The following is an 18,914-nucleotide window of genomic DNA, read 5'->3' on the forward strand; positions in this document are numbered from 1 at the left end:
CTGACAGTTACCTGTCAATCCCACCGGCTCCTCCGGTCCCAGTAGCCCCCTCGGGTCGGACCCTGTACGGCCGTATATGTGCACATGGCACATGTACATCTCGACATGTCAAGAATTTCCGTGGCCCACGGTGTGACACCATGGACAGCTCCCGAACGCCGCCGCAGAGGAGCGTGCCGATGTCGCTGCGCCATGCCCTGCTCGGCCTGCTGGCAGAAGGCCCGGCCAGCGGCTACGACCTGGCCCGCCGCTTCCAGGAGGGCCTGCACTCGGTGTGGCCCGCGCAGCACCCGCAGATCTACTCCGAGCTGTCCCGGCTGGCCACCGCCGGCCTCATCGAGGTCGACAGCCACGGGCCGCGCCGCCGCACCGCCTACCGCATCACCGACGCCGGCCTGGTCGAGGTGCGCCGCTGGCTCGCCGAGGACGAGGTCGACCACAGCTTCCGCATGGAGCCGCTGCTGCGCTCCTTCTTCTTCTGGCTGATGGAGCCCGAGGACCTGGCCCGCCGGCTGCGCGAGGAGCAGGCGCGGTTCGAGCAGTCGGCGCGGTCCCTGCGGTCCTACGCCGGCGCCAAGGACCGCGGCGAGGGGGGCGCCGCCCCCCGCGCCCGCGCCCAGCGGATCGCCCTCGAGGCGGCCGTCCGCGTCAACGACGCGCTCGCCGAGTGGGCCCGCTGGGCGCGGGAGACCGATCCGATGGCGAGCGAGGACTTCGGCGGGGCCGAAGGGGACGGCGCCGAAGGCTGAGCCTGCGACGCTTTGTTCGTATCGGCGTAAACTCTGCCTTCATGGAGACGCCTCCCGTCATCGAGCAGCCGGTGCACCGTTCGGGCGCGCTCCTCGACCACCTCGCGCGGCGGATGCGCATGCACGCCGAGAGCGTGCTCGCACCGCTCGGGCTGCGGCCGCGCCACCTCGTCGCGCTCACCGTGCTCCGCGGGTCCGGCGGCAGCACGCAGCAGGCGCTGGCCGGCACCCTCATGATGGACGGCACGAACGTCGTCGGACTGCTCAACGAGCTGGAGGCCGACGCCCTGATCGAGCGCCGCCGCTCCCCGCAGGACCGCAGGCGGCACCTCGTCGAACTGACCGCGAGCGGCGCGGAGAAGCTCGCCCGCGCGGAGGCGGCGCTCGCCGCGGCGGAGGACGAGGTGCTGGGCGCCCTCGACCCGGAGCAGCGCGAGGCGCTCTTCCGGCTGCTGCAGCTGGCCTCCAGCACGCCCTGCGGCGAGCCCGACCCCGTCGAGGCGTGCGCGGCGGCGGCCGCCGAGCCGTGCGTCGAGGACTCCTACGGGTCCCCGCCCCCGGTGCACGCACCGTAGTCCTGCTGTCGCCGCGTGGCGCCGCCCGCCCCCTGACCTGGGGGCGGGCTTCTTTGTGTCCCCTTCACGAATGCCGTGCTATAAATGATTGACGGAGCACAAGCTATCTGTGAAGGATTTACGATGCCTCAGCTGCTGCACATCGACTCGAGCATCCAGGGGGACAACTCGGTGAGCCGCAAGCTCACCGCGCGGGCCGCCGAGCGCTGGCTTGCGGCGCACCCCGGCGGCACCGTGACGTACCGCGACCTCGGGCGCGAGCCGCTGCCGCACGTCGACGCCGAGGGCGGCCTCGCCCGCATGCTCCCGGCGGACCAGCACACCCCGGCCCAGGCCGCGTCCTGGGCGCTGAGCGAGCAGCTCGTCGCCGAGATCAAGGAGGCCGACGCGGTGCTGCTCGGCCTGCCCCTCTACAACTTCGGCGCCCCCAGCTCCGTCAAGTCCTGGGTCGACCACCTGATCGCCCCCGGCATCGCCTACGACCCCGAGGCCGGGGCCGGGCTGCTCGGCGGGCGCGAGTTCGTCGTCATCGCCACCCGCGGCGGCGGCTACGGCGAGGGCACCCCGCGCGAGGGCTGGGACCACGCGCAGGGCTGGCTGCCGCACGGCCTCACCATGGTGGGCCTCGAACCCCGCTTCATCACCGCGGAGCTGACGCTGGCGAAGTCGGTGCCGGCGATGGCCGAGCTGATCCCCCTCGCCGAGCAGAGCCTCGCCGCGGCCGAGCGCTCCATCGACGCCCTGTGGGCTCCCGCCCCGGCCGCCGTCTGACCCGCGCTCAGGCGGCCCGGGAGGTCGCCTGCAGGGCGAACGCGTGGGCGAGTCGCCGCCACGTGGGGACGGAGGCGGCCTCGTCCGCGAGGGCCGCGCGGTGGAGGACCGCGCGGTCTTCGCCGTACCCCGCCAACCGCTCGGCATCCCACCGCTGAATGCGGTCGGCCGCCGCCTCCGGATGGAACTGCACGCCCCACGCGGGCGCGCCGTCGACCCGGAACGCCTGGTGCGGACAGCGCTCGGACTCCGCGAGCCACCGCGCTCCCGGCGGCAGCCGGACGATCGCGTCGACATGGTTCTCCATCGCGCGCGGCGCCTCGGGCAGCCCGCCGAACAGCGGATCGTCCGCCGCCTCCGCGCGCAGCCGCAGCGGCGTGCTGCCGAACTCCGGCCGCCCGTAACGCCCGCGCACCTCGCCGCCGGCGACGTGCGCGAGCAACTGCCCGCCGAGGCATATCCCGAACACCGGCACGCCCGCGTCCAGCGCCTGCCGCGTCAGGTCGCGGGTCCGCGCCAGCCACGGCGCGCGGGCGTCCTCGTCGGGCAGGTAGCCGCCGCCGAGCACCAGCAGCGCCTGGTGGGTGAGGCGCTCCGGCAGCGCCGCCGGGTCCTCGTACGCGGCCACCACGTCGAGCGCGAGGCCGGCCTCGCGCAGCCAGCCCGCCCAGCGCCCGGGGCCGCCGCCCGGCGTGTTCTGCACCACCAGAGCCGTCGCCGCGGCCGTCGTCGTCATCGCTGCTCCACCCATCGCCGTCTGCCGGTACGCACCGTCGACCCATGATCCCCGCCCCTCGGCACGGGCCCGGCGCGGGGGCGACATTGCGGTTGTGTGAACACGGACCCGCCGCGTTTCGGCCACCCGGCTCGTGCCGGTCGCCGCGGGATAGGCTCTCCTCCACGACTTGCCCCATCCCGAAGGGGACCCAGGATCTTGATACGGATAGAGTCAGTCACCAAGCGGTATCCCGACGGCACCGTGGCGGTCGACCAGTTGTCGCTGGACATCCCCGACGGTTCGATCACCGTGCTGGTGGGACCGTCCGGCTGCGGAAAGACCACCACCCTGCGGATGATCAACCGGATGGTGGAGCCCAGCGAGGGCAGGATCCTGCTCGACGGGCAGGACGTCCAGGCGCAGCCGGTCAACACCCTGCGCCGGTCGATGGGTTACGTGATCCAGAACGCCGGCCTGTTCCAGCACCGCACCATCGTGGACAACGTCGCGACCGTGCCGCGGATGCTCGGCTGGGACAAGGCGAGGGCCCGCAAGCGCGCGATGGAGCTGATGGAGCGGGTCGGCCTCGACGCGGGCCTGGCCAGGCGCTACCCGTATCAGCTGTCCGGCGGGCAGCAGCAGCGCGTGGGTGTGGCGAGGGCGCTGGCCGCCGATCCGCCGGTGCTGCTGATGGACGAGCCGTTCTCCGCCGTCGACCCGATCGTGCGCAAGGGCCTCCAGGCCGAACTGCTGCGCATCCAGGCCGAGCTGGGCAAGACCATCGTCTTCGTCACGCACGACATCGACGAGGCGATCAAGATCGGCAACATGGTCGCGGTGCTGCGCACCGGCGGCAGGCTCGCCCAGTTCGCACCGCCGGACGAGCTGCTCTCGCACCCCGCGGACGCCTTCGTCGAGGACTTCCTCGGCACCGACCGCGGCATCCGCCGGCTGTCCTTCTTCACCTCGGCGGGGCTCGAACTGACCACCGCGCCGGTGGTCGCCGTCGACGCGACCGCCGCCCAGGTCGCCGAGCGCCCCGAGGCCGCCTCGACGCCCTTCCTGCTGGTCACCGACACCGACGGCAAGCCGCTCGGCTGGGCGGACCGCAAGGCGCTCGCGGGCGGCGGCGCCGCCCTGGACCGCGCCGCGCTCCAGCCGTACGGGCGCCCCTTCGAGTTCGGCCGGGAGTCGCTGCGGGACGCGCTGGACTGCGCGGTCCTGTCGCCCACCGGCTGGGCGGTCGCGGTGGACGGCAGCGGCCGGGTGGTCGGCGTCACCTCGCAGGAGACCATCGGCGCGGCGATCCGCAGCGCCCACGCCGAACGCGAGCGGCAGCAAGCGGCGCGCGGCACGGGTCTGGCGAAGGCGGCCACGTGAGCGCGTACTTCGACATCCCCAGCGACCTCCAGCACTCCTACACCGGGCTGATCGGCGTCCACCTGAAGGAGGCGCTGCTGCCGGTGCTGTTCGGGCTGGTCGTGGCGCTGCCGCTGGGCCAGCTGTGCGCCCGCTTCAAGTGGCTCTACCCGCCGGTGCTGTGGGTGACCACGGTGCTGTACGCGATCCCGTCGCTGGCCTTCTTCGTCGTCCTGATCGACTACACCGGCGCCACCGAGACCACGGTGATGATCCCGCTGACCGTCTACAGCCTGGTGCTGCTGGTGCCGGCCATCGTGGACGGCACCCGCGCGGTGCCGCAGGAGACGCTCGCCGCGGCCACCGCCATGGGCTTCGGCCCGCTGCGCCGCTTCCTCCAGGTGGAGCTGCCCATCGCGGTCCCGGCGATCATCGCGGGCCTGCGGCTGGCCGTGGTCTCCAGCATCAGCCTGGTCAGCGTCGGCACGCTGATCGGCAACCAGGGCGCCCTCGGCAACCTGCTGGCCGACGGCCTGTTCTACCACCGCACGCCGCTCATCGTGACGTCCGTCGTCACCACTGCGCTGCTCGCCATCGTGATGGACGGGCTGCTCGTGCTGGTGCAGGTGCTGCTCACGCCGTGGGCGCCGCGCGGCCGCAAGGGCGCCCGCCGGGTCCGGTCCGCGGCGCAGGAACCCGACCCCGGCGCGGGGGCGGCCGCGTCCGCCGGCCCGGCCGCCCTGGAGGACGCCGTCCGATGAACGTCCTGCACTTCGTCACCGACTTCTTCTCCGACGGCGCCAACTGGCACGGTTCCGGCGGCATCCCGCACCGCATGCTCGAGCACATCCAGGTGTGCCTGATCGCGCTCGGCATCTCCGCCGCCATCGCGCTGCCCATCGGCCTGTTCACCGGCCACACCGGGCGCGGCGGCTACATCCTCGCCGCCTTCTCCACCGCGGCCCGCGCGCTGCCCAGCTTCGGCCTGCTGGTGCTGATGACGGTCTGGCTGCACCGGATCGGCACCACCCCCGCGATGATCCCGCTGGTGGCGCTCGCCGTCGCGCCGATCCTGGTCACCACGTTCGAGGCGATCAGGAGCGTGGACCCGGCGCCGGTCGACGCGGCCCGCGGCATGGGCATGCACCCGATGAGCGTCCTCTTCCAGGTGGAGCTGCCGGTCGCGCTGCCGCTGATCTTCAGCGGCCTGCGGTCGGCGGCCATCCAGGTGGTCTCCACCGCGACCATCGCGGCGTACGTCAGCGTCGGCGGCCTCGGCCGCTACATCATCGACGGCCTGGCCCAGCACACCTACACCAAGGTGGTCGGCGGCGCGACGCTCGTCGCCGGCCTGGCGCTGGTCACCATCGCGCTGTTCTGGCTGGTGGAGCGCCTGGTGGTGTCCCCGGGCGTCCGCCGCAGCCGCTAGGGCCGCAGCCGCAAGGGCCGTGACCGCACCGCGGTGACCGTACCGCCGGGCCGTACGAGACGGCCCGGCCGTACGGTCCGGCCCGGTCCTGGGCGGTGCTGCGGGGCTCAGCGCACCGCGCGGGCCAGCGCCAGCTCCAGCACGACCAGCAGCGCGTCCCGCACCGAACCGCGCTCGCGTGCGTCGAAGGCGATCACCGGGACGCCGTCGGTGACGTCCAGCGCCCAGCGGACCTCGTCCAGGTCGTGCTCGATCCGGCCGTCGAAGGCGTTGACGGCGACGGCGAACGGGATCTGCCGGTGCTCGAAGTAGTCCACCGCGCCGTAGCAGTCGTCGAGCCGGCGGGTGTCCACGATCACCAGCCCGCCGAGCGCGCCCTGCACCAGGTCGTCCCACATGAACCCGAACCGCTCCTGGCCGGGCGTGCCGAACAGGTAGAGCTTCAGCGTCGGGTCGATGGTGATGCAGCCGAAGTCCATCGCCACCGTCGTGGTGGTCTTGCGCGGGGTGTGCGTGAGGTCGTCGACACCCGCGGCGACGGTGGTGATCGCCGCCTCGGTGGTCAGCGGCTCGATCTCGGAGATGGCCCCGACCGTGGTGGTCTTGCCCACCCCGAAGCCGCCCGCGATCACCATCTTGACCGGCAGCGGCGGCGCGACGCGCTCGGGAAGGGGGTCAGTTTGCGTCACGGCGTGTTCCCCCGGGAGTCGGGGATGGTGCGGAGACCATCGATAACCCTTCGCAGTACGGAGACGTCCTGGGCGGTGTCGGCGTGGGGCACGTACACCGACAGGTGCCCGCTGGACCTGAGGTCCTCGGCGAGCACCCTGACCACGTTGAGGTGCAGCCGCAGCTTCGCCGCGATCTCGGCGAGCGACTGCGGCTGTCGGGAGGCGGCCACGATGTCGTGCCGTTCGAACGGCAGCCGGTCGAGCACGGCCAGGCCCGCGGCGGTCGCCACGACCTGGGTCTCGACCGGCATCGGCGGCCCCGCGCCCGCGACGTCCCGGTCCGCGCCGGCGACCCGGCCGGCGGTGACCAGGAACGGCCGCACGGCCGAGGCGCGGCCGACCGGCGGTTCCGCACCCTCGCTCACCAGGTCGGCGACGGCGCGCCGACGCTGTTCTTCAGCTCCAGCACGAGCTGGGGGCTGAGCGCGGCGCCCGCCCGGTTGGCGAAGACGGTCATCTCGTACGCGATGTTGCCGAGCTTCGCCTCCTTGGAGGCCACCACGCCCAGGACGGCGCCGGCCCCGATCGCGGAGACCAGCACGTGCCCTTCCTCCAGGTCGATGATCACCTTGTTGAGGCCGCCCAGGCCGTAGTTGCCCGCGGCGCCCGCCGCCAGGCTGGTGATGCCCGAGACGATGGCCGCGAGCCGCTCCGAGTCCGCGGCGTCGCGCAGTTCGGAGACGGCGATCAGCAGCCCGTCGGAGGAGACCGCGATGGCGTCCACGACGCCCGCCGTCTCAGTAGCGAAACGATTCAGCAGCCAGGTGAAGTCCGCTGCGGCGCTCCGCAGGTCCTCGCTCCCGGCCACCCTGTCGACCGGCCCGGCCGGCGACCCACCTGTCGGCGTCGTCACTGTTCCGCTCCTTCCTGAAGCGCGTTGTTCTGATCGTGAGAGTCGGTACCGCGGCGGCCGCCGCCGGTGTCCGCCGCGGTGTCGCGGTGGGCGCGGGCGATGGCGGCCTCGAACTCGTCCAGGCTGGAACGTACTTCCTCGGCGTCGGTGACCCGCGGGCGCTGCGGCGCGGAGCCGGGCGCGTTCTCGCCGAGCGTCGTGTGCAGGGTGGCGCCGCGGACCCGCCGGCGCAGCGGCCGGGCGGCCTCGGTGTCCTGGTCGGCACGGTCGGCGTGGTCGGTCCGGTCGGGCTGCTCCGGCAGGACCGCCCAGGCGGGCCGGCGGCCCTCGGTGGCCACGCCCGCGGCCGGAGCCGCCGGCAGCGCCGGACGCACCGGCGCGGCCGCGGCCGGCAGCGCGGGCCGTGCGTGCTCCGCGGCCGCCGGGCGGCCCGGCTCGCTGCGGGCGCGGCGGGGGAGCGGGGTGGCCGGGTCCGGCGGCGCCGGCTCGCCGGGCACCGGGCCGGACGGCGCGCTGGGCGCGGTCGGCGGCGTCACCGGAGGAGCCTCGGCGAAGGGGCTCATCAGCAGCAGCAGCGTCGGCGGGATGACCACCCGGCTGGTGACGCCGCCGCCCGGGGTGCGGGTCAGCGTGACGTGGATGCCCCAGCGCCGCGCCAGGCTGCCCACCACGAACAGGCCGAGCACCTTCGTCGGCACCAGGTCGAGCCGCTCGCGCCGCACCAGCCGCGCGTTCTCCTCGGCCAGCCGCTCCGCGCTCATCCCGAGCCCGTGGTCCGCTATCTCGATCGCCGCGCCGTCCGCGCCCTCGCGCACCGATACCTCGACGTGGCTGTGCGCGGGGGAGAACGCCACCGCGTTCTCCAGCAGCTCGGCGAGCATCAGGGTCAGGTCGGCAACGATGTCCGGCGCCAGCGTGACGTCGGCGACGGCGTGCAGGGAGACCCGCTGGTAGCCCTCGATCTGGCCGAGCGCGGCCCGCACCACGTTGGTCAGTTCGGTCGGTCCCGCGTCGAGACCGGCCTCGCGGATGCCGGCCAGCAGCATCAGGCTGTCGGCGTTGCGCTGCAGGCGGACCGCGAGGTGGTCGATCCGGTACAGCCGGTCGAGCAGCTCGGGGTCGGTCTCGCCGCGTTCCACCGCGTCGATCAGGGCGAGTTGGCGTGCCGTGAGGTTGCTGACCCGGCGGCCGACGTTGCCGAACATCTCCGCGACGTTGCGCCGGCTGAGCACCTGCCGCTCCAGCAGCGCGGCCGCGCTGCCCTGCACGCGGTTGAACGCCTCCGCCAGGTCGCCGATCTCGTCGCGCGCGGTGACCGGCACCTCCCGCAGCCGCGGCGGGCCCACGTCGGCCGCGTCGTCGTCGGCGACCCGGGCCAGCTCCCGCCCGGCCACCTCCGCGACCTCGGCCGCAGCCCCGGTCAGCGCCTGCACCGGCCGCACCACCGAGCGGCGTACCGCCACCGAGAAGGCGAGCCACAGGGCGAAGGCCAGCAGCGTGGCGCCGAGCAGCCAGGCGGCCCGCCACCACGCGTCGCTCGACGCGGTCCTGGCCCGGCCGGCGATCTGGCCGATCAGGTCACCGGTGATGGCCAGCCGGTTCTGCGCCTGCTGCCGGTAGCCCGGGTACGCGGCCAGCGCGTGGCTCAGGGCCCCCGTGACCCGGCCCGGGTCGGTGGTCTCCAGCGCGCTGGGGTCGATCTGCAGGCCCGCGTACTGCATGCTGATCGCGTTCCAGGCGGCGCCGCGCTCGATGCCGCCCAGCTCCGATCGCTGCGCGTCGGTGCCGAACCGGCCGAACCGGGTGACCTGGTAGGCGTACAGCTGCTCGTAGCCGACCGCGTTGTTGAACTCGATCAGCGCGTTGGCGTCCGCGGTCTGCGCGGAGAACACGCTGGTCTCGAAGGCGCTGTGGGCGGCCTCCGCGCGCAGCAGCGAGTCCAGCAGGGCGCCGGTCCTGGTCGTCGACAGGGTGCTGCCGTCGTCCAGGCCGAGCCCGTCGATCAGGCCGTCGACCATCGCGGTGTACGTCGGGTCGATGTTGTCCGCCGGCAGGTAGCTCTGCTCGATGGTGGACCGCAGGCTGCCCAGGCCGTTGAGCTCCCGCAGGATCTGCGCCTCGGCCTCCGGCAGCCGGCCGCCGAACGTCGTGCGCACCCGGCCGACCTGTGCGTCCACCGCGGCCTGCGCCTGCCGGTAGGCGCTCAGCGACGGGCGCTTGGCGCCGGTGCCGGCGGTCGCCGACTCGTAGCGCACCGACAGCAGCAGCGCCTGCTGGTGCTCGGTCTCGACCCGGTCCACCAGCTCGGCGACCTGCCGGCTGTCGCGCACCAGCGTCGCCGCGGACGCCGCGTCGCGGGCCTGGCCGACCAGGCCGGAGATGACGTAGGCGAGCAGCAGCGCGACCACCACGAGGGGGACGCCGACCAGAACGTTCAGCTTGCGGCGGAAAGGCCAGCGGTCGGCGAAGCCGCGGGGCGGCAGATCGCCGTCGCCGCCGCGCTCCGTGACGCCGCGGCCACCGTGCGGAAGCGGTACGACCGCTTCCGGGCGTGCGGGCGCGTCGACCTCGTGCACGGACATCCAGGACTCCTCGTGACGTGCCACAGAAAAGAAGTGACCGGACACCCCCCGCCGTTGTCCGAACGATGTCGGCAACTGCCCGGAGAGTACCGCCTTTTCACCAACCGCAAGCGGATCACATCATCAAGAAACTGTTACGGCAGTGTGGCTTCCGGGAGACCGCACTTGACTGATCCCGAAGAGGCTGGATTGGATCGACGCGGAGAACTCTCCTTCGAGCAGCGTCGCTCGGCGTCCGATCACCACGCGCACCACCAGCCCGGAAGCGGAAACCGTGACTTCACCACAGAAGAGCACCTGGTCAAGACCGAGGCACCTGCGATTGGCCGTGGTCGCGGTCGCCGCCCTCACCGCCGCCCCCCTGGTCGCGGGCTGCGGCGGCTCGGACAAGAAGGACCCGCTGGCCAGCAGCAACAACACCAAGCCGAGCGGCAGCACCGTCGTGGTCGGCTCGAACAACTTCGCCGAGAGCATCCTGCTCGCCGACATCTACGGCGAGGCGCTCAAGGCGAAGGGGGTCAAGGTCAGCTACAAGCCCAACATCGGCAGCCGTGAGACCACCTACGGCCTGCTCAAGAACGGCTCCATCACCGTACTGCCCGAGTACAACGGGGCGCTGCTGGCCTACCTGGACGCCAAGGCCGCACCGACCACCGCCGCCGCGACCGACGCGGCGATCACCGCCAAGCTCGACCCCAAGCTGACGCTGCTCACCGACTCCCCGGCCGAGGACAAGGACTCGCTGACGGTCAACGCGACCACGGCGGCCAAGTTCCACCTCACCGCGGACTCCACGATCGCCGACCTCGCCAAGGTCGGCTCGCAGGTCTCCATCGGCGCCTCGCCGGAGTTCCAGACCCGGCAGCAGGGCCTGGTCGGCCTGAAGTCGCAGTACGGCCTGACGCCGAAGTCCTTCAAGGCGCTCGACGCGGGCGGCCCGCTCACCGAGGCCGCGCTGAAGAACGACAACGTGCAGGCCGCGGACATCTTCACCACCGACGTGACCATCGCCCAGGAGAAGTTCGTGGTCCTGAAGGACCCCAAGAACCTCTTCGGCTTCGAGAACGTGGTGCCGCTGGTCTACAAGACCGGCCTGGCGCAGAACGGCGTGGACGCGCTCAACGCGCTGTCCGCGAAGCTCACCACCGAGGCGCTGCTCGCCATGGACGCGCAGGTGCAGAGCGACAAGAAGGACCCGCTGGACGTGGCCACCACGTGGCTGAAGTCCGTCGGCCTGGCCTGATCGGCCAGGCGTGATCTGATCCGCCCGGCCGGACCGGTATGACCGGTCCGGCCGGGCCGGCCGTCGATCCGGGCTGACCCGGTCCGGCCCACCCCGTCCTCCCGGCCCGCCCCGCAGGGTCCGCTCGCCACACGTCACATGCCCTGGGGGTGCAATGGGGTCCTACGTCGTCCTCGACGGGACCGGCCTCGACGCCGACGCGGTCGCCGCCATAGCCGACCACGAGGCGGAGCCCACCGTGCTGCCCGAGGCGTACGGCCGCGCCGAGCGGTCCTGGCACGCCGCCCGGCAGGCCGCCGCCGCGGGCCGCCTCTACGGCCGGCACACCGGCGTCGGCGCCAACCGCATGGTGCTGGTCAGCGAGGACGACCAGGCGGGCCAGGACCTGCGGCTGCTGCGCAGCCACGCCGGCGGCATCGGCGCGCCGATACCCGCCCGCCAGGTGCGGGCGATGCTCGCGGTCCGCGCCAACCAGGTGCTCGCCGGCGGCTCCGGCCTCCAGCCGGCCGTCGTCACCGCCCTCGTCGCCGCGCTGCGGCTCGGCCTGTACCCGGCCGTCCCCGAGCACGGCGCGGTCGGCACCGGCGACCTCACCGCCCTCGCCCAGGCCGGACTGGCCCTCATCGGCGAGCAGCCCTGGCTCCGCGACCCCGCGGGATCGGCCGGGGGCCCCGCCGGCGAGCCGCCGGACGCCGGACCCGCCGCGATCACCCTCACCCAGGGCGACGCGCTCTCCCTCATGAGCAGCAACGCCCTCACCCTCGGCCAGGCCGCGCTGGCCTGCCACGACCTCGACGTGCTGCTCCGGGCCACCCACGCCGTCGCCGCGCTCTCGCTCGCCGGGGTGTCCGGCTCCCTGGAGGCGTACGCCGCGCCCGTGCACGCGCTGCGCCCCTACCCCGGCGCCCGGCGGGCCGCCGCCGAGGTGCGACGGCTCCTCGGTGCGCCCGACATCCCGGTCACCCCCGGACGCCGCATCCAGGACCCGTACGGCTTCCGCGCCTTCCCCCAGGTGCACGGGCCCGCCATGGAGGCGGCCGCGGTGCTCGGGCGGATTCTCTCCGTCGAGGTCAACTGCGCCTCGGAGAACCCGCTGATCAGCGAGGACGGCCCGGACGGCGGCCCGGCCGCCTTCCACCACGGCGGCTTCTTCGCCGCGCCGCTCGGCCTGGCCCTCGACCAGCTGTCGCTCGCGGTGCTCCAGACCGCCCAGCTGTCGGTCTCCCGGCTGACCCACCTCGGCGACCCCGAGATGACCGGCCTGCGGCCGTTCCTCGCGTGCGGGCCGGCGGCCAGCTCGGGGACGATGATCCTGGAGTACAGCGCGAGTTCGGCGCTCGCGGAGATCCGCGCCGCGGCCTCCGCCCCCGCGTCCGCCGGGCACGCCGTGCTCTCCCGGGGTACGGAGGAGGCGGCGAGCTTCGCCACCCAGGCGGCGCGGCAGACGCTGCGCACCGTGGAGGCGTACCGCCTCGTGCTCTCGTGCGAACTCGTCGCCGCCGTGCGGGCGCTGCGCCTCCAGCCGGGGCTGCTCGCCCCGGACGCCCCCGTCTCCGCGGCGCTCACCGCCGGGGTGTCCGGGACGCTTCCCGCTGCCACGGAGGATCGTCCGCTCACCGCCGACGTCGCCGCCGCGGCCGGGTTGCTGCGCACACTCGCCGACCTCTGACCCCCCGGGCTGACGCCCGGTTTGCGCCCGTCCCCCGGGCTGCGCCCGGACCGCGGTGGGTGTTGCGCCCTGCCGGGGGCGCGGGCAACCGGCCGCCGGTCGGTGGGCCGGGGGTGGCGGGAATTGCCCCTTTGGGCCGGTGGCGTCGTGGAGTTGTCGTGGTGGCTGGTCGCGCCGTTCCTCGCGCCCCTGGAAACCCTGGGCTGCGCCCGGACCGCGGTGGGTGTTGCGCCCTGCCGGGGGCGCGGGCAACCGGCCGGTGGCCGGTGGTCCGGGGGTGGCGGGAATTGCCCCTTTGGGCCGGTGGCGTCGTGGAGTTGTCGTGGTGGCTGGTCGCGCCCCGGACAGGGCGCACCGCGCGCCGGCCGGCTGGGGCGGTCAGGACGCCGGGCCGCCGCGCGGCCCCCGGTACGGCTCCGCGCCGAGCCGCTCGCGACCGAAGGCGTGGGCGAAGCGCGACATGCCGTACGAGACCGCGCCGCCCCGCGGCCCGGCACCCGGCGGCGTCAGCAGGCAGCACTCCAGCAACTCCTCCGCCTGCGCGGCGACCTGCTCGTGGGAGTACGGCGGCCGGCGGGCGACGACCGCGCGGTAGGCGGACCGCTGGGGCTCGGTGAGGTCACGCCAGAACACCTCGTACCGCTCGCGCAGCACCAGCTCGCCCGAGGCCATCTCGTCCAGCGGGGACGCCGCGGCCCGTACCCGGGCCGCGAAGTCGGCCAGCCGGACGTGCCGCAGCGCGTCGAGCTTCGCGCCGGCGACGCGCAGCGCCAGCGGCAGCCCCTCGCAGCAGCAGGCGACCGCCCGCGCCGCCGCGGGATCGGCGGCCACCCGCTCGGCGCCGATCACCCGGCCCAGCAGCTCCGTGCTCTCGGCCTCGGCGAGCGCCGGGAGTTCGATGCGCGCCACCGCCTCCAGCCCGCTGAGCCGATAGCGGCTGGTCACGATGGTGCCGCTCGCGCCGGAGCGCGGCAGCAGCGCGCGGGCGACCTGCCCGCTCACCGCGTCGTCCAGGACCAGCAGCAGCCGCCGCTCCGACACCCAGGTGCGCCAGCGGGCCAGCGCCTGCGCGGTGCCGCGCTCGCCGGGCAGTCCGACGGTGTCGAGCAGTCCGCGCAGCACCCCGCTCAGCGGCCGGTTGCCGAGTTCGGCCATGACCAGGCCGTCGGGAAAGGACGCGCCGAGCCGGTGGCCCACGTGCACGGCGAAGGCCGTCTTGCCGACGCCGACCGGCCCGGACACCACCATCACCCCGCCGCCCGCGGCGCCTTCCGCTGCGGTGCGCGGCTGGGAGCCGCCCGCCGCGGCCGCCCCGAAGTGCGCGAGCGCGTCCCGGATCTCGGGCCGGCGGCCGACGAAGTCGGGCAGGTCGCGGGGGAGTTGGTTGCCGGGACCCGGCCGCCGTAGCGGGGGCGTGGCCGCGCGCTGCGTCAGCCGGCGGTGCACCACCGTCAGCGCCGGGCCCGGCGTCACCCCCAACTCCCGTGCCAGCGACCGCCGCACCGCCTCGAAGTGGGCCAGCGCCTCGCTCTCACGGCCGGTCGCGGCGAGCGAACCGATCCACGCCGCGGCGAGCCGCTCGCGCAACAGGTTGGCCGGTACGTGATCCTGCAACCGGTCCAGTACCCGGCGGTGGCCGTCGCGGGCCGCCTCCAGATCCGCCCACTCCTCGAGCGACGCGAGGAACAGTTCCTGCAGCCGCTCCCTCGCGGGCGCGGGCGTGGCGGCGTCGTCGCACTCGGCGAGCGGCCGCTCGCGCCACAACTCCAGCGCACGCGCCAGCAGTTCGACCGCCGCCTCCGGATCGCCCTCGCGCGAGCGGCGGCGCCCGTCGCGTGCCAGCTGCTCGAAGCGGAGCAGATCGCCGTCGTCCGCGGCCGTCCGCAGCCGGTAGCCGCCGTGCGCGCGGGTGAGCCGGTCGCCCAACAGGCGGCGCAGCCGTGACACGTACACCTGGAGGTTCTTGCGCGCCGCGCGCGGGGGCCGGCCCGCCCACAGCGCGTCGATCAACGCGTCGACGCGGAGGGAGGCGTTGGCCCCGCTGACCAGAAGGGCCAGCAGCCGCCGTGGTGCGGACCCGCCCGGATCGGCCGGTTCCACCTCGCCCTCGTACCGCACCGAAAGCTCCCCGAAGGTCGTGACCGAGCGGTTCATGAACCGAAGTTGCCACCCTGTGCCCGGCGGCGCATGGGGGCCCCGCCCCCACATTCCGCTTGTGTGCGCGGTGTGCGTGCCGGGGTGGTGCGACCCACGGTTCCTGGCGGGAATCTGGGGGACTACTACCCATGTGTTTCCGGCCACGGCGTGCAAGGGTCGCGGCATGCCTCTGGTGCCGACCTCCCCGCCGACACCGCCTTCCGCCCACCCGCCGACCCCCGCACCGGAGCCCGCGTCGCCTTCCTCCCGCCCGATCCCGGAACCCGGCCCTGCCCGCCGGACCGGCGAGCGGGCGGCGGAGCGTGCCGCCACGCCCGGGGACCCACGGACCGATCCCGGTCCCGCAGGAGCGGAGGCCAGCCGGGAGGACGGCAGGTCAGCAGGCTCAGCCGGGCCGGCCGCGGCGTCCGAACGCGGCCGCGCCACGGCGCGACCCGACGAGCCCGCGCCCGCGCCGGCTCCCCCTCTCGACCTCGGCGCGCTGGGCTGCTCCGCGGCCGTGCCCGAACCCTCGCCCGGATTCCTTTCGGGCAGCGTGTCCCCGTCCCGGGGGACCGGTTCCGCGCCGGGGTCGGATCACCCGTTCGTGTCCCCGCCGGGGGACGCCGCCTCCCCCGTCTGGTGGGCCCCCGCGGTCCCCCCGGCCGAGCGGCCCGCCGCCACGGCGGGCGCGCCCGGCGCGCCCGAAGGCGCGTCCGGCGCCCGCGCGGCACGGGCGGCGGGAGCGGCAGCGGCGGCAGGGACCTCCGGCACGCCGTGCGCCACCCGCGGGCCCGCCGGGGGCGACGCCGTCCCCGCGGCGGACGGCTCGGCCGCGGCGGCGCCCGCCCCGGCGTGGGCGGAGTTCGTCGGGCAGGCGCTCGGACACGCGACGGCGGCCCCGCACGGGCCGGGCGAGCGGGTGCGGGAGGTGGCCGGGATGGGCGCCGAGGGACGGCTCGTCCATCCGCTGTGGCCTTTCCTCGTGGCCGCGGACATCCGGTTCCACGCGGGACGCCCGACCGGGCCGGGCCGGGTGGAGGAGACCGCGGACCGGCGGGCGGTCTGGGAGGGCGCGCGGCGGCACCTCGCGGCGGGGCTGGTCGCGCTGGCCGGCCGCACCCTGGTCGGCGAGCTGCGGTCGGCGCGGCTGGGCGGCCGGCTCGAAGGGGCCGACGGGCGGGAGCGGTTCGACCACTTCGTGCGGACGATCGCCGCGCGGCCCGCGCTGACCGACCTGCTGTGCCGGCGGCACCCCGTGCTGGCCCGGCTGCTCGCCGAGCGCTGCCTGAACGCGGTGGCGGCCGCCACCGAACTCCTCGACCGCTACCGGGCGGACCGGCCCCGCATCGTGGCCGCCGGACTCCTCGGCGAGGCGCCGGAACCCGAGCCGGGCGCGCTGACCGGGGTGCGGTTCGGCCTGGGCGACCCGCACGGCGGCGGCCGTACCGTCGCCGTGCTCGACTTCGCGTGCGGGCGGCGGCTGGTGTACAAGCCGCGCCCGCTCGGCCTGCACGCGCGCTGGAACGAACTGCTCGGCTGGTTCGCCGAGCAGCGCCCCGAACTCGGCGCGCGCCCGGTCCCGTTGCTGCCGCGCGAGGGCTACGGATGGTCGGGGTTCGTGCCGGCCGCGGCCTGCGCCTCCCCGGCCGGGCTCAATGCCTTCTACGAGCGCCTTGGCGCCCAACTCGCCCTGCTGCACGCGGTGGACGCCTCCGACGTGCACGCCGAGAACCTGATCGCGGCGGGCGACCAGCCGGTCGTGGTGGACGTCGAGACGCTCTTCCACCCCGCGTGGACGCCCGGGACCGACGGCGGCGCGGACCCCGCGGCCGCGGCGCTGGCCGCGTCGCTGCTGCGCACCGCCGTGCTGCCCAACCCGCTCGTCTCGGCGCACGCCCCACTCGACACCTCGGCGCTCGGCGCCGGCCCCGCCGCCGACTGCCCGACGCCGCGCCCCACCTGGTCGGAGCCGGGCACCGACGCGATGCGCCTGACCTACGCGCCCACGCCGTGGCCCGGGGCCGCCAACCGTCCCGTCCTCGCCGTCCCCGGCGCGCCGTCGGCGCCCGCCCCGGCGCCGGGCCCGGCCGACGCCCCCGTCCACCCGCCGGTCCCGGGCGCGCCCGCCGACCCCGCGGACCATGTGGACGGCCTGCTGCGCGGATTCCGCGCCGGATATCTGGCGATCGCCGGCCGGGCCGAGGAACTCACCTCCGACAACGGCCTGTTGAGCCGTTTCGCGGACGAGGCCGTACGGGTCGTGGCGCGCCCCAGCCAGACCTACGCGGAGTTGCTGGCCGAGGCGACGGAACCGCACCTGCTGGGCGAACTGAGCGCCCGGCAGGCGGCGTTCGACCTGCCGGCGGAGGAGACCGGGCACCCCCACCTCGCGGTGCTCGCGCCGCACGAGGCGGCGGACCTGGCGGCCGGCGACATCCCCGTGTTCACCGCGACGCCCGGCGCCCGCACGCTGCGCGGCGCCCGCGGCGGCGACCTGGGCGAGCTGCTCCCGGTGGCGCCGCTCGCCGCGGCCCGCGCGAAGATCCACGCCATGGGCCCCGCCGACCTCGCACGCCAGGAGTGGCTGATCCGGGCGTCACTGGCCACCAGAGCGGTCGCGCCGGCCCACCGCGCGCACCCGGTGGGCGTCCCCGCGGCCGAGGACGAGGCCGCGACGCGGCCCGTCGCCGGACGGCTGCTCGCGCTCGCCGCCGGGATCGGCGACCAGCTGGCCGACCTCGCCTGCCGCGGCGGCGACCGCGCCAACTGGCCGGGCCTGCAGGAGCTCGACGGCGGCGGCTGGGCCGTCCTCGGCATGGGTATGGGGCTGGCGGACGGCTACACCGGCACCGCGCTCTTCCTGGCCGAACTCGCCCGCGCCACCGGCACCCCCCGGTACGCGGCGCTGGCCGCCGACGCCGTACGCCCGCTGCCCCGCATGCTGCGGCTGCTCGCGGACCACCCCGAACTGGCCGCCGCGGTCGGCCCCGGCGGCTTCTCCGGACTCGGCGGCGTCGCCTACGCCACTGTGCGGCTCGCGGAACTGCTCGACGATGCACCCGAGTTGACGGACGCGCTGCCCGACGCGCTCACCGCGCTCGAAGCGGCGGCCGCCGATCCGCAGGCGCCGGCGGACGTCGCCGACGGCCTGGCCGGCGCGCTCCTCGCGGCCCACGCCGTCCACGCCCAGACCGGACTGCCCGCGGCGGGACGCCTGGCCCGCGAGCTGGCCGCGCGGACGGCCGCCGCGCCGCGACCGGCCGCGGGCGGGTTCCTGCGCGGCCACGACGGCGTCGCGTGGGCCCTGACCCGGTGCCGGCCCGCGCGGCCCGGCGCCGACGCGCCGGCCCCGCCCGCCGACGACCTCAGCTGGTGCGCGGGCCTGGCCGGTACGGCCGTGCGCGACGCCGCGCACCGGGCCGCCCACCTCGCGCGCGTCACCGCGGCCGACCGCGCGCCGCTGCTCGACCTCTCCCTGTGCCACGGCGAACTCGGCGTCCTCGAACCGCTGGCCGGGCTCCCGGGCCCCGCGGCCGCGGCCGCCCGCCGCACCGCCGCGGCCCGCCTGCTGCGCTCCGTCGAACGCCACGGCGTCCGCTGCGGTGCGCCGCTGGGCGTCACCACCCCCGGCCTGCTGGCCGGACTCGCCGGTATCGGCCACGGCCTGCTGCGGCTCGCCTCCGGCGCCACGATTCCCTCGGTGCTCCTGCTGCAGCCCAGCGGGTGGGCCGAGGTCACCCTGACCACGACCGAAAGGGCACCGTCTCCATGGACAACCACGCCGTGACCACCGACTTCCCGGCGGCGCAGGGCGGCTCCGCCGCGCCGGACGACGCCGTTGCCCGGGCGGAGGCCGTGCGGGCGGCTCGGCGCCGGGTGGCGATTCTCGCCGGGATGACTGTCGGCGCGGTCGCCGTCGCCACCCTTGGTGACGCCCCCACCACCGTCTCCAGCATCATCCTCTGACCGCCGGCCTCGCGCCCCCGGGGGGCGCGAGGCCCCCGTTTCCCCGAGCCGCGCCCGGATTGCGCTGGGCGTTGCGCCCTGCCAGGGGCGCGGGGAACGGCGCGGGCAACCCACCACCGGCCGGTGGTCC

16 protein-coding genes are annotated in these 18,914 nt (G+C 75.4%); 10 read left to right on the plus strand and 6 right to left on the minus strand.

Features of this window, described 5'->3' with window-relative positions; translation table 11 throughout:
* Positions 1-179: 179 nt before the first annotated feature.
* The 3 genes from V2S66_RS15195 to V2S66_RS15205 all read left to right on the plus strand — a co-directional run bounded on the left by V2S66_RS15195 (position 180) and on the right by V2S66_RS15205 (position 2,095).
* Positions 180-749 carry a PadR family transcriptional regulator gene (locus V2S66_RS15195; protein ID WP_330795590.1) on the plus strand — a complete coding sequence of 190 codons (570 nt, stop codon included), beginning with the start codon at positions 180-182 and terminating at the stop codon, positions 747-749.
* 41 nt (positions 750-790) lie between these two features.
* Positions 791-1,324: a MarR family winged helix-turn-helix transcriptional regulator gene (locus tag V2S66_RS15200; RefSeq protein WP_330795591.1), complete on the plus strand. Its 534-nt coding sequence runs from the start codon at positions 791-793 to the stop codon at positions 1,322-1,324.
* Between the two features lie 123 nt (positions 1,325-1,447).
* Positions 1,448-2,095 carry an FMN-dependent NADH-azoreductase gene (locus V2S66_RS15205; RefSeq protein ID WP_330795593.1) on the plus strand — a complete coding sequence of 216 codons (648 nt, stop codon included), beginning with the start codon at positions 1,448-1,450 and terminating at the stop codon, positions 2,093-2,095.
* 7 nt (positions 2,096-2,102) lie between these two features.
* Here the strand turns inward: V2S66_RS15205 and V2S66_RS15210 are convergent, their stop codons facing one another.
* Positions 2,103-2,831, minus strand: a complete 729-nt coding sequence (locus tag V2S66_RS15210; protein WP_330795595.1) for a type 1 glutamine amidotransferase — start codon at positions 2,829-2,831, stop codon at positions 2,103-2,105.
* Between the two features lie 198 nt (positions 2,832-3,029).
* Between V2S66_RS15210 and V2S66_RS15215 the strand changes: the two genes are divergently transcribed.
* From V2S66_RS15215 to V2S66_RS15225, 3 genes are read left to right on the plus strand one after another with little or no spacing between them, the layout of a single operon-like run.
* Complete coding sequence (locus V2S66_RS15215; protein ID WP_330795596.1) at positions 3,030-4,193, plus strand: ABC transporter ATP-binding protein; 1,164 nt, start codon at positions 3,030-3,032, stop codon at positions 4,191-4,193.
* Entirely contained in the window at positions 4,190-4,933 is a 744-nt protein-coding gene (locus tag V2S66_RS15220) for an ABC transporter permease (protein ID WP_330795598.1), read from the plus strand. The genes V2S66_RS15215 and V2S66_RS15220 overlap by 4 nt, the downstream gene beginning before the upstream one ends.
* Positions 4,930-5,601, plus strand: a complete 672-nt coding sequence (locus V2S66_RS15225) for an ABC transporter permease (protein ID WP_330795600.1) — start codon at positions 4,930-4,932, stop codon at positions 5,599-5,601. The genes V2S66_RS15220 and V2S66_RS15225 overlap by 4 nt, the downstream gene beginning before the upstream one ends.
* A gap of 107 nt (positions 5,602-5,708) precedes the next feature.
* Here the strand turns inward: V2S66_RS15225 and V2S66_RS15230 are convergent, their stop codons facing one another.
* From V2S66_RS15230 to V2S66_RS15245, 4 genes are read right to left on the minus strand one after another with little or no spacing between them, the layout of a single operon-like run.
* The gene (locus tag V2S66_RS15230) at positions 5,709-6,236 is read right to left on the minus strand and encodes a GTP-binding protein (RefSeq protein WP_330795770.1); all 528 of its coding nucleotides are present in this window, start codon (positions 6,234-6,236) and stop codon (positions 5,709-5,711) included.
* Positions 6,237-6,286: 50 nt separating this feature from the next.
* A complete protein-coding gene (locus V2S66_RS15235) occupies positions 6,287-6,697 on the minus strand; it encodes a DUF742 domain-containing protein (protein WP_330795602.1) in 411 nt (136 codons plus the stop codon).
* Entirely contained in the window at positions 6,694-7,185 is a 492-nt protein-coding gene (locus V2S66_RS15240; RefSeq protein ID WP_330795604.1) for a roadblock/LC7 domain-containing protein, read from the minus strand. Before V2S66_RS15240 ends, V2S66_RS15235 begins: the two co-directional genes overlap by 4 nt.
* Positions 7,182-9,767, minus strand: coding sequence for a sensor histidine kinase (locus V2S66_RS15245; protein ID WP_330795607.1), 2,586 nt, complete (start codon positions 9,765-9,767; stop codon positions 7,182-7,184). The genes V2S66_RS15240 and V2S66_RS15245 overlap by 4 nt, the downstream gene beginning before the upstream one ends.
* 274 nt (positions 9,768-10,041) lie before the next feature.
* Here V2S66_RS15245 and V2S66_RS15250 point away from each other — a divergent pair, with 274 nt between their 5' ends.
* Both V2S66_RS15250 and V2S66_RS15255 read left to right on the plus strand, forming a co-directional pair.
* Positions 10,042-11,010 (plus strand): ABC transporter substrate-binding protein, encoded by a 969-nt coding sequence (locus V2S66_RS15250; RefSeq protein ID WP_413966401.1) that lies wholly within the window; start codon positions 10,042-10,044, stop codon positions 11,008-11,010.
* Positions 11,011-11,164: 154 nt separating this feature from the next.
* Entirely contained in the window at positions 11,165-12,679 is a 1,515-nt protein-coding gene (locus V2S66_RS15255; RefSeq protein WP_330795612.1) for an aromatic amino acid lyase, read from the plus strand.
* Positions 12,680-13,057: 378 nt separating this feature from the next.
* Here the strand turns inward: V2S66_RS15255 and V2S66_RS15260 are convergent, their stop codons facing one another.
* Complete coding sequence (locus V2S66_RS15260) at positions 13,058-14,833, minus strand: AfsR/SARP family transcriptional regulator (RefSeq protein ID WP_330795615.1); 1,776 nt, start codon at positions 14,831-14,833, stop codon at positions 13,058-13,060.
* A 589-nt stretch (positions 14,834-15,422) separates the two neighbouring features.
* Here V2S66_RS15260 and V2S66_RS15265 point away from each other — a divergent pair.
* Entirely contained in the window at positions 15,423-18,605 is a 3,183-nt protein-coding gene (locus V2S66_RS15265) for a type 2 lanthipeptide synthetase LanM family protein (protein ID WP_330795617.1), read from the plus strand.
* Entirely contained in the window at positions 18,587-18,784 is a 198-nt protein-coding gene (locus V2S66_RS15270) for a hypothetical protein (RefSeq protein WP_330795621.1), read from the plus strand. The genes V2S66_RS15265 and V2S66_RS15270 overlap by 19 nt, the downstream gene beginning before the upstream one ends.
* The last annotated feature ends 130 nt before the right edge of the window (positions 18,785-18,914 follow it).

This window comes from Actinacidiphila polyblastidii (genome assembly GCF_036353415.1).
GTDB lineage: Bacteria > Actinomycetota > Actinomycetes > Streptomycetales > Streptomycetaceae > Actinacidiphila > Actinacidiphila polyblastidii.

Excerpts from the sequence above, each read along its gene's own strand:
- V2S66_RS15195 (WP_330795590.1), top strand. The coding sequence starts at position 180 with ATGTCGCTGCGCCATGCCCTGCTCGGCCTGCTGGCAGAAGGCCCGGCC.
- V2S66_RS15200 (WP_330795591.1), top strand. The coding sequence starts at position 791 with ATGGAGACGCCTCCCGTCATCGAGCAGCCGGTGCACCGTTCGGGCGCG.
- V2S66_RS15205 (WP_330795593.1), top strand. The coding sequence starts at position 1,448 with ATGCCTCAGCTGCTGCACATCGACTCGAGCATCCAGGGGGACAACTCG.
- V2S66_RS15210 (WP_330795595.1), bottom strand. The coding sequence starts at position 2,831 with ATGACGACGACGGCCGCGGCGACGGCTCTGGTGGTGCAGAACACGCCG.
- V2S66_RS15225 (WP_330795600.1), top strand. The coding sequence starts at position 4,930 with ATGAACGTCCTGCACTTCGTCACCGACTTCTTCTCCGACGGCGCCAAC.
- V2S66_RS15230 (WP_330795770.1), bottom strand. The coding sequence starts at position 6,236 with ATGGTGATCGCGGGCGGCTTCGGGGTGGGCAAGACCACCACGGTCGGG.
- V2S66_RS15245 (WP_330795607.1), bottom strand. The coding sequence starts at position 9,767 with ATGTCCGTGCACGAGGTCGACGCGCCCGCACGCCCGGAAGCGGTCGTA.
- V2S66_RS15255 (WP_330795612.1), top strand. The coding sequence starts at position 11,165 with ATGGGGTCCTACGTCGTCCTCGACGGGACCGGCCTCGACGCCGACGCG.
- V2S66_RS15260 (WP_330795615.1), bottom strand. The coding sequence starts at position 14,833 with ATGAACCGCTCGGTCACGACCTTCGGGGAGCTTTCGGTGCGGTACGAG.
- V2S66_RS15270 (WP_330795621.1), top strand. The coding sequence starts at position 18,587 with ATGGACAACCACGCCGTGACCACCGACTTCCCGGCGGCGCAGGGCGGC.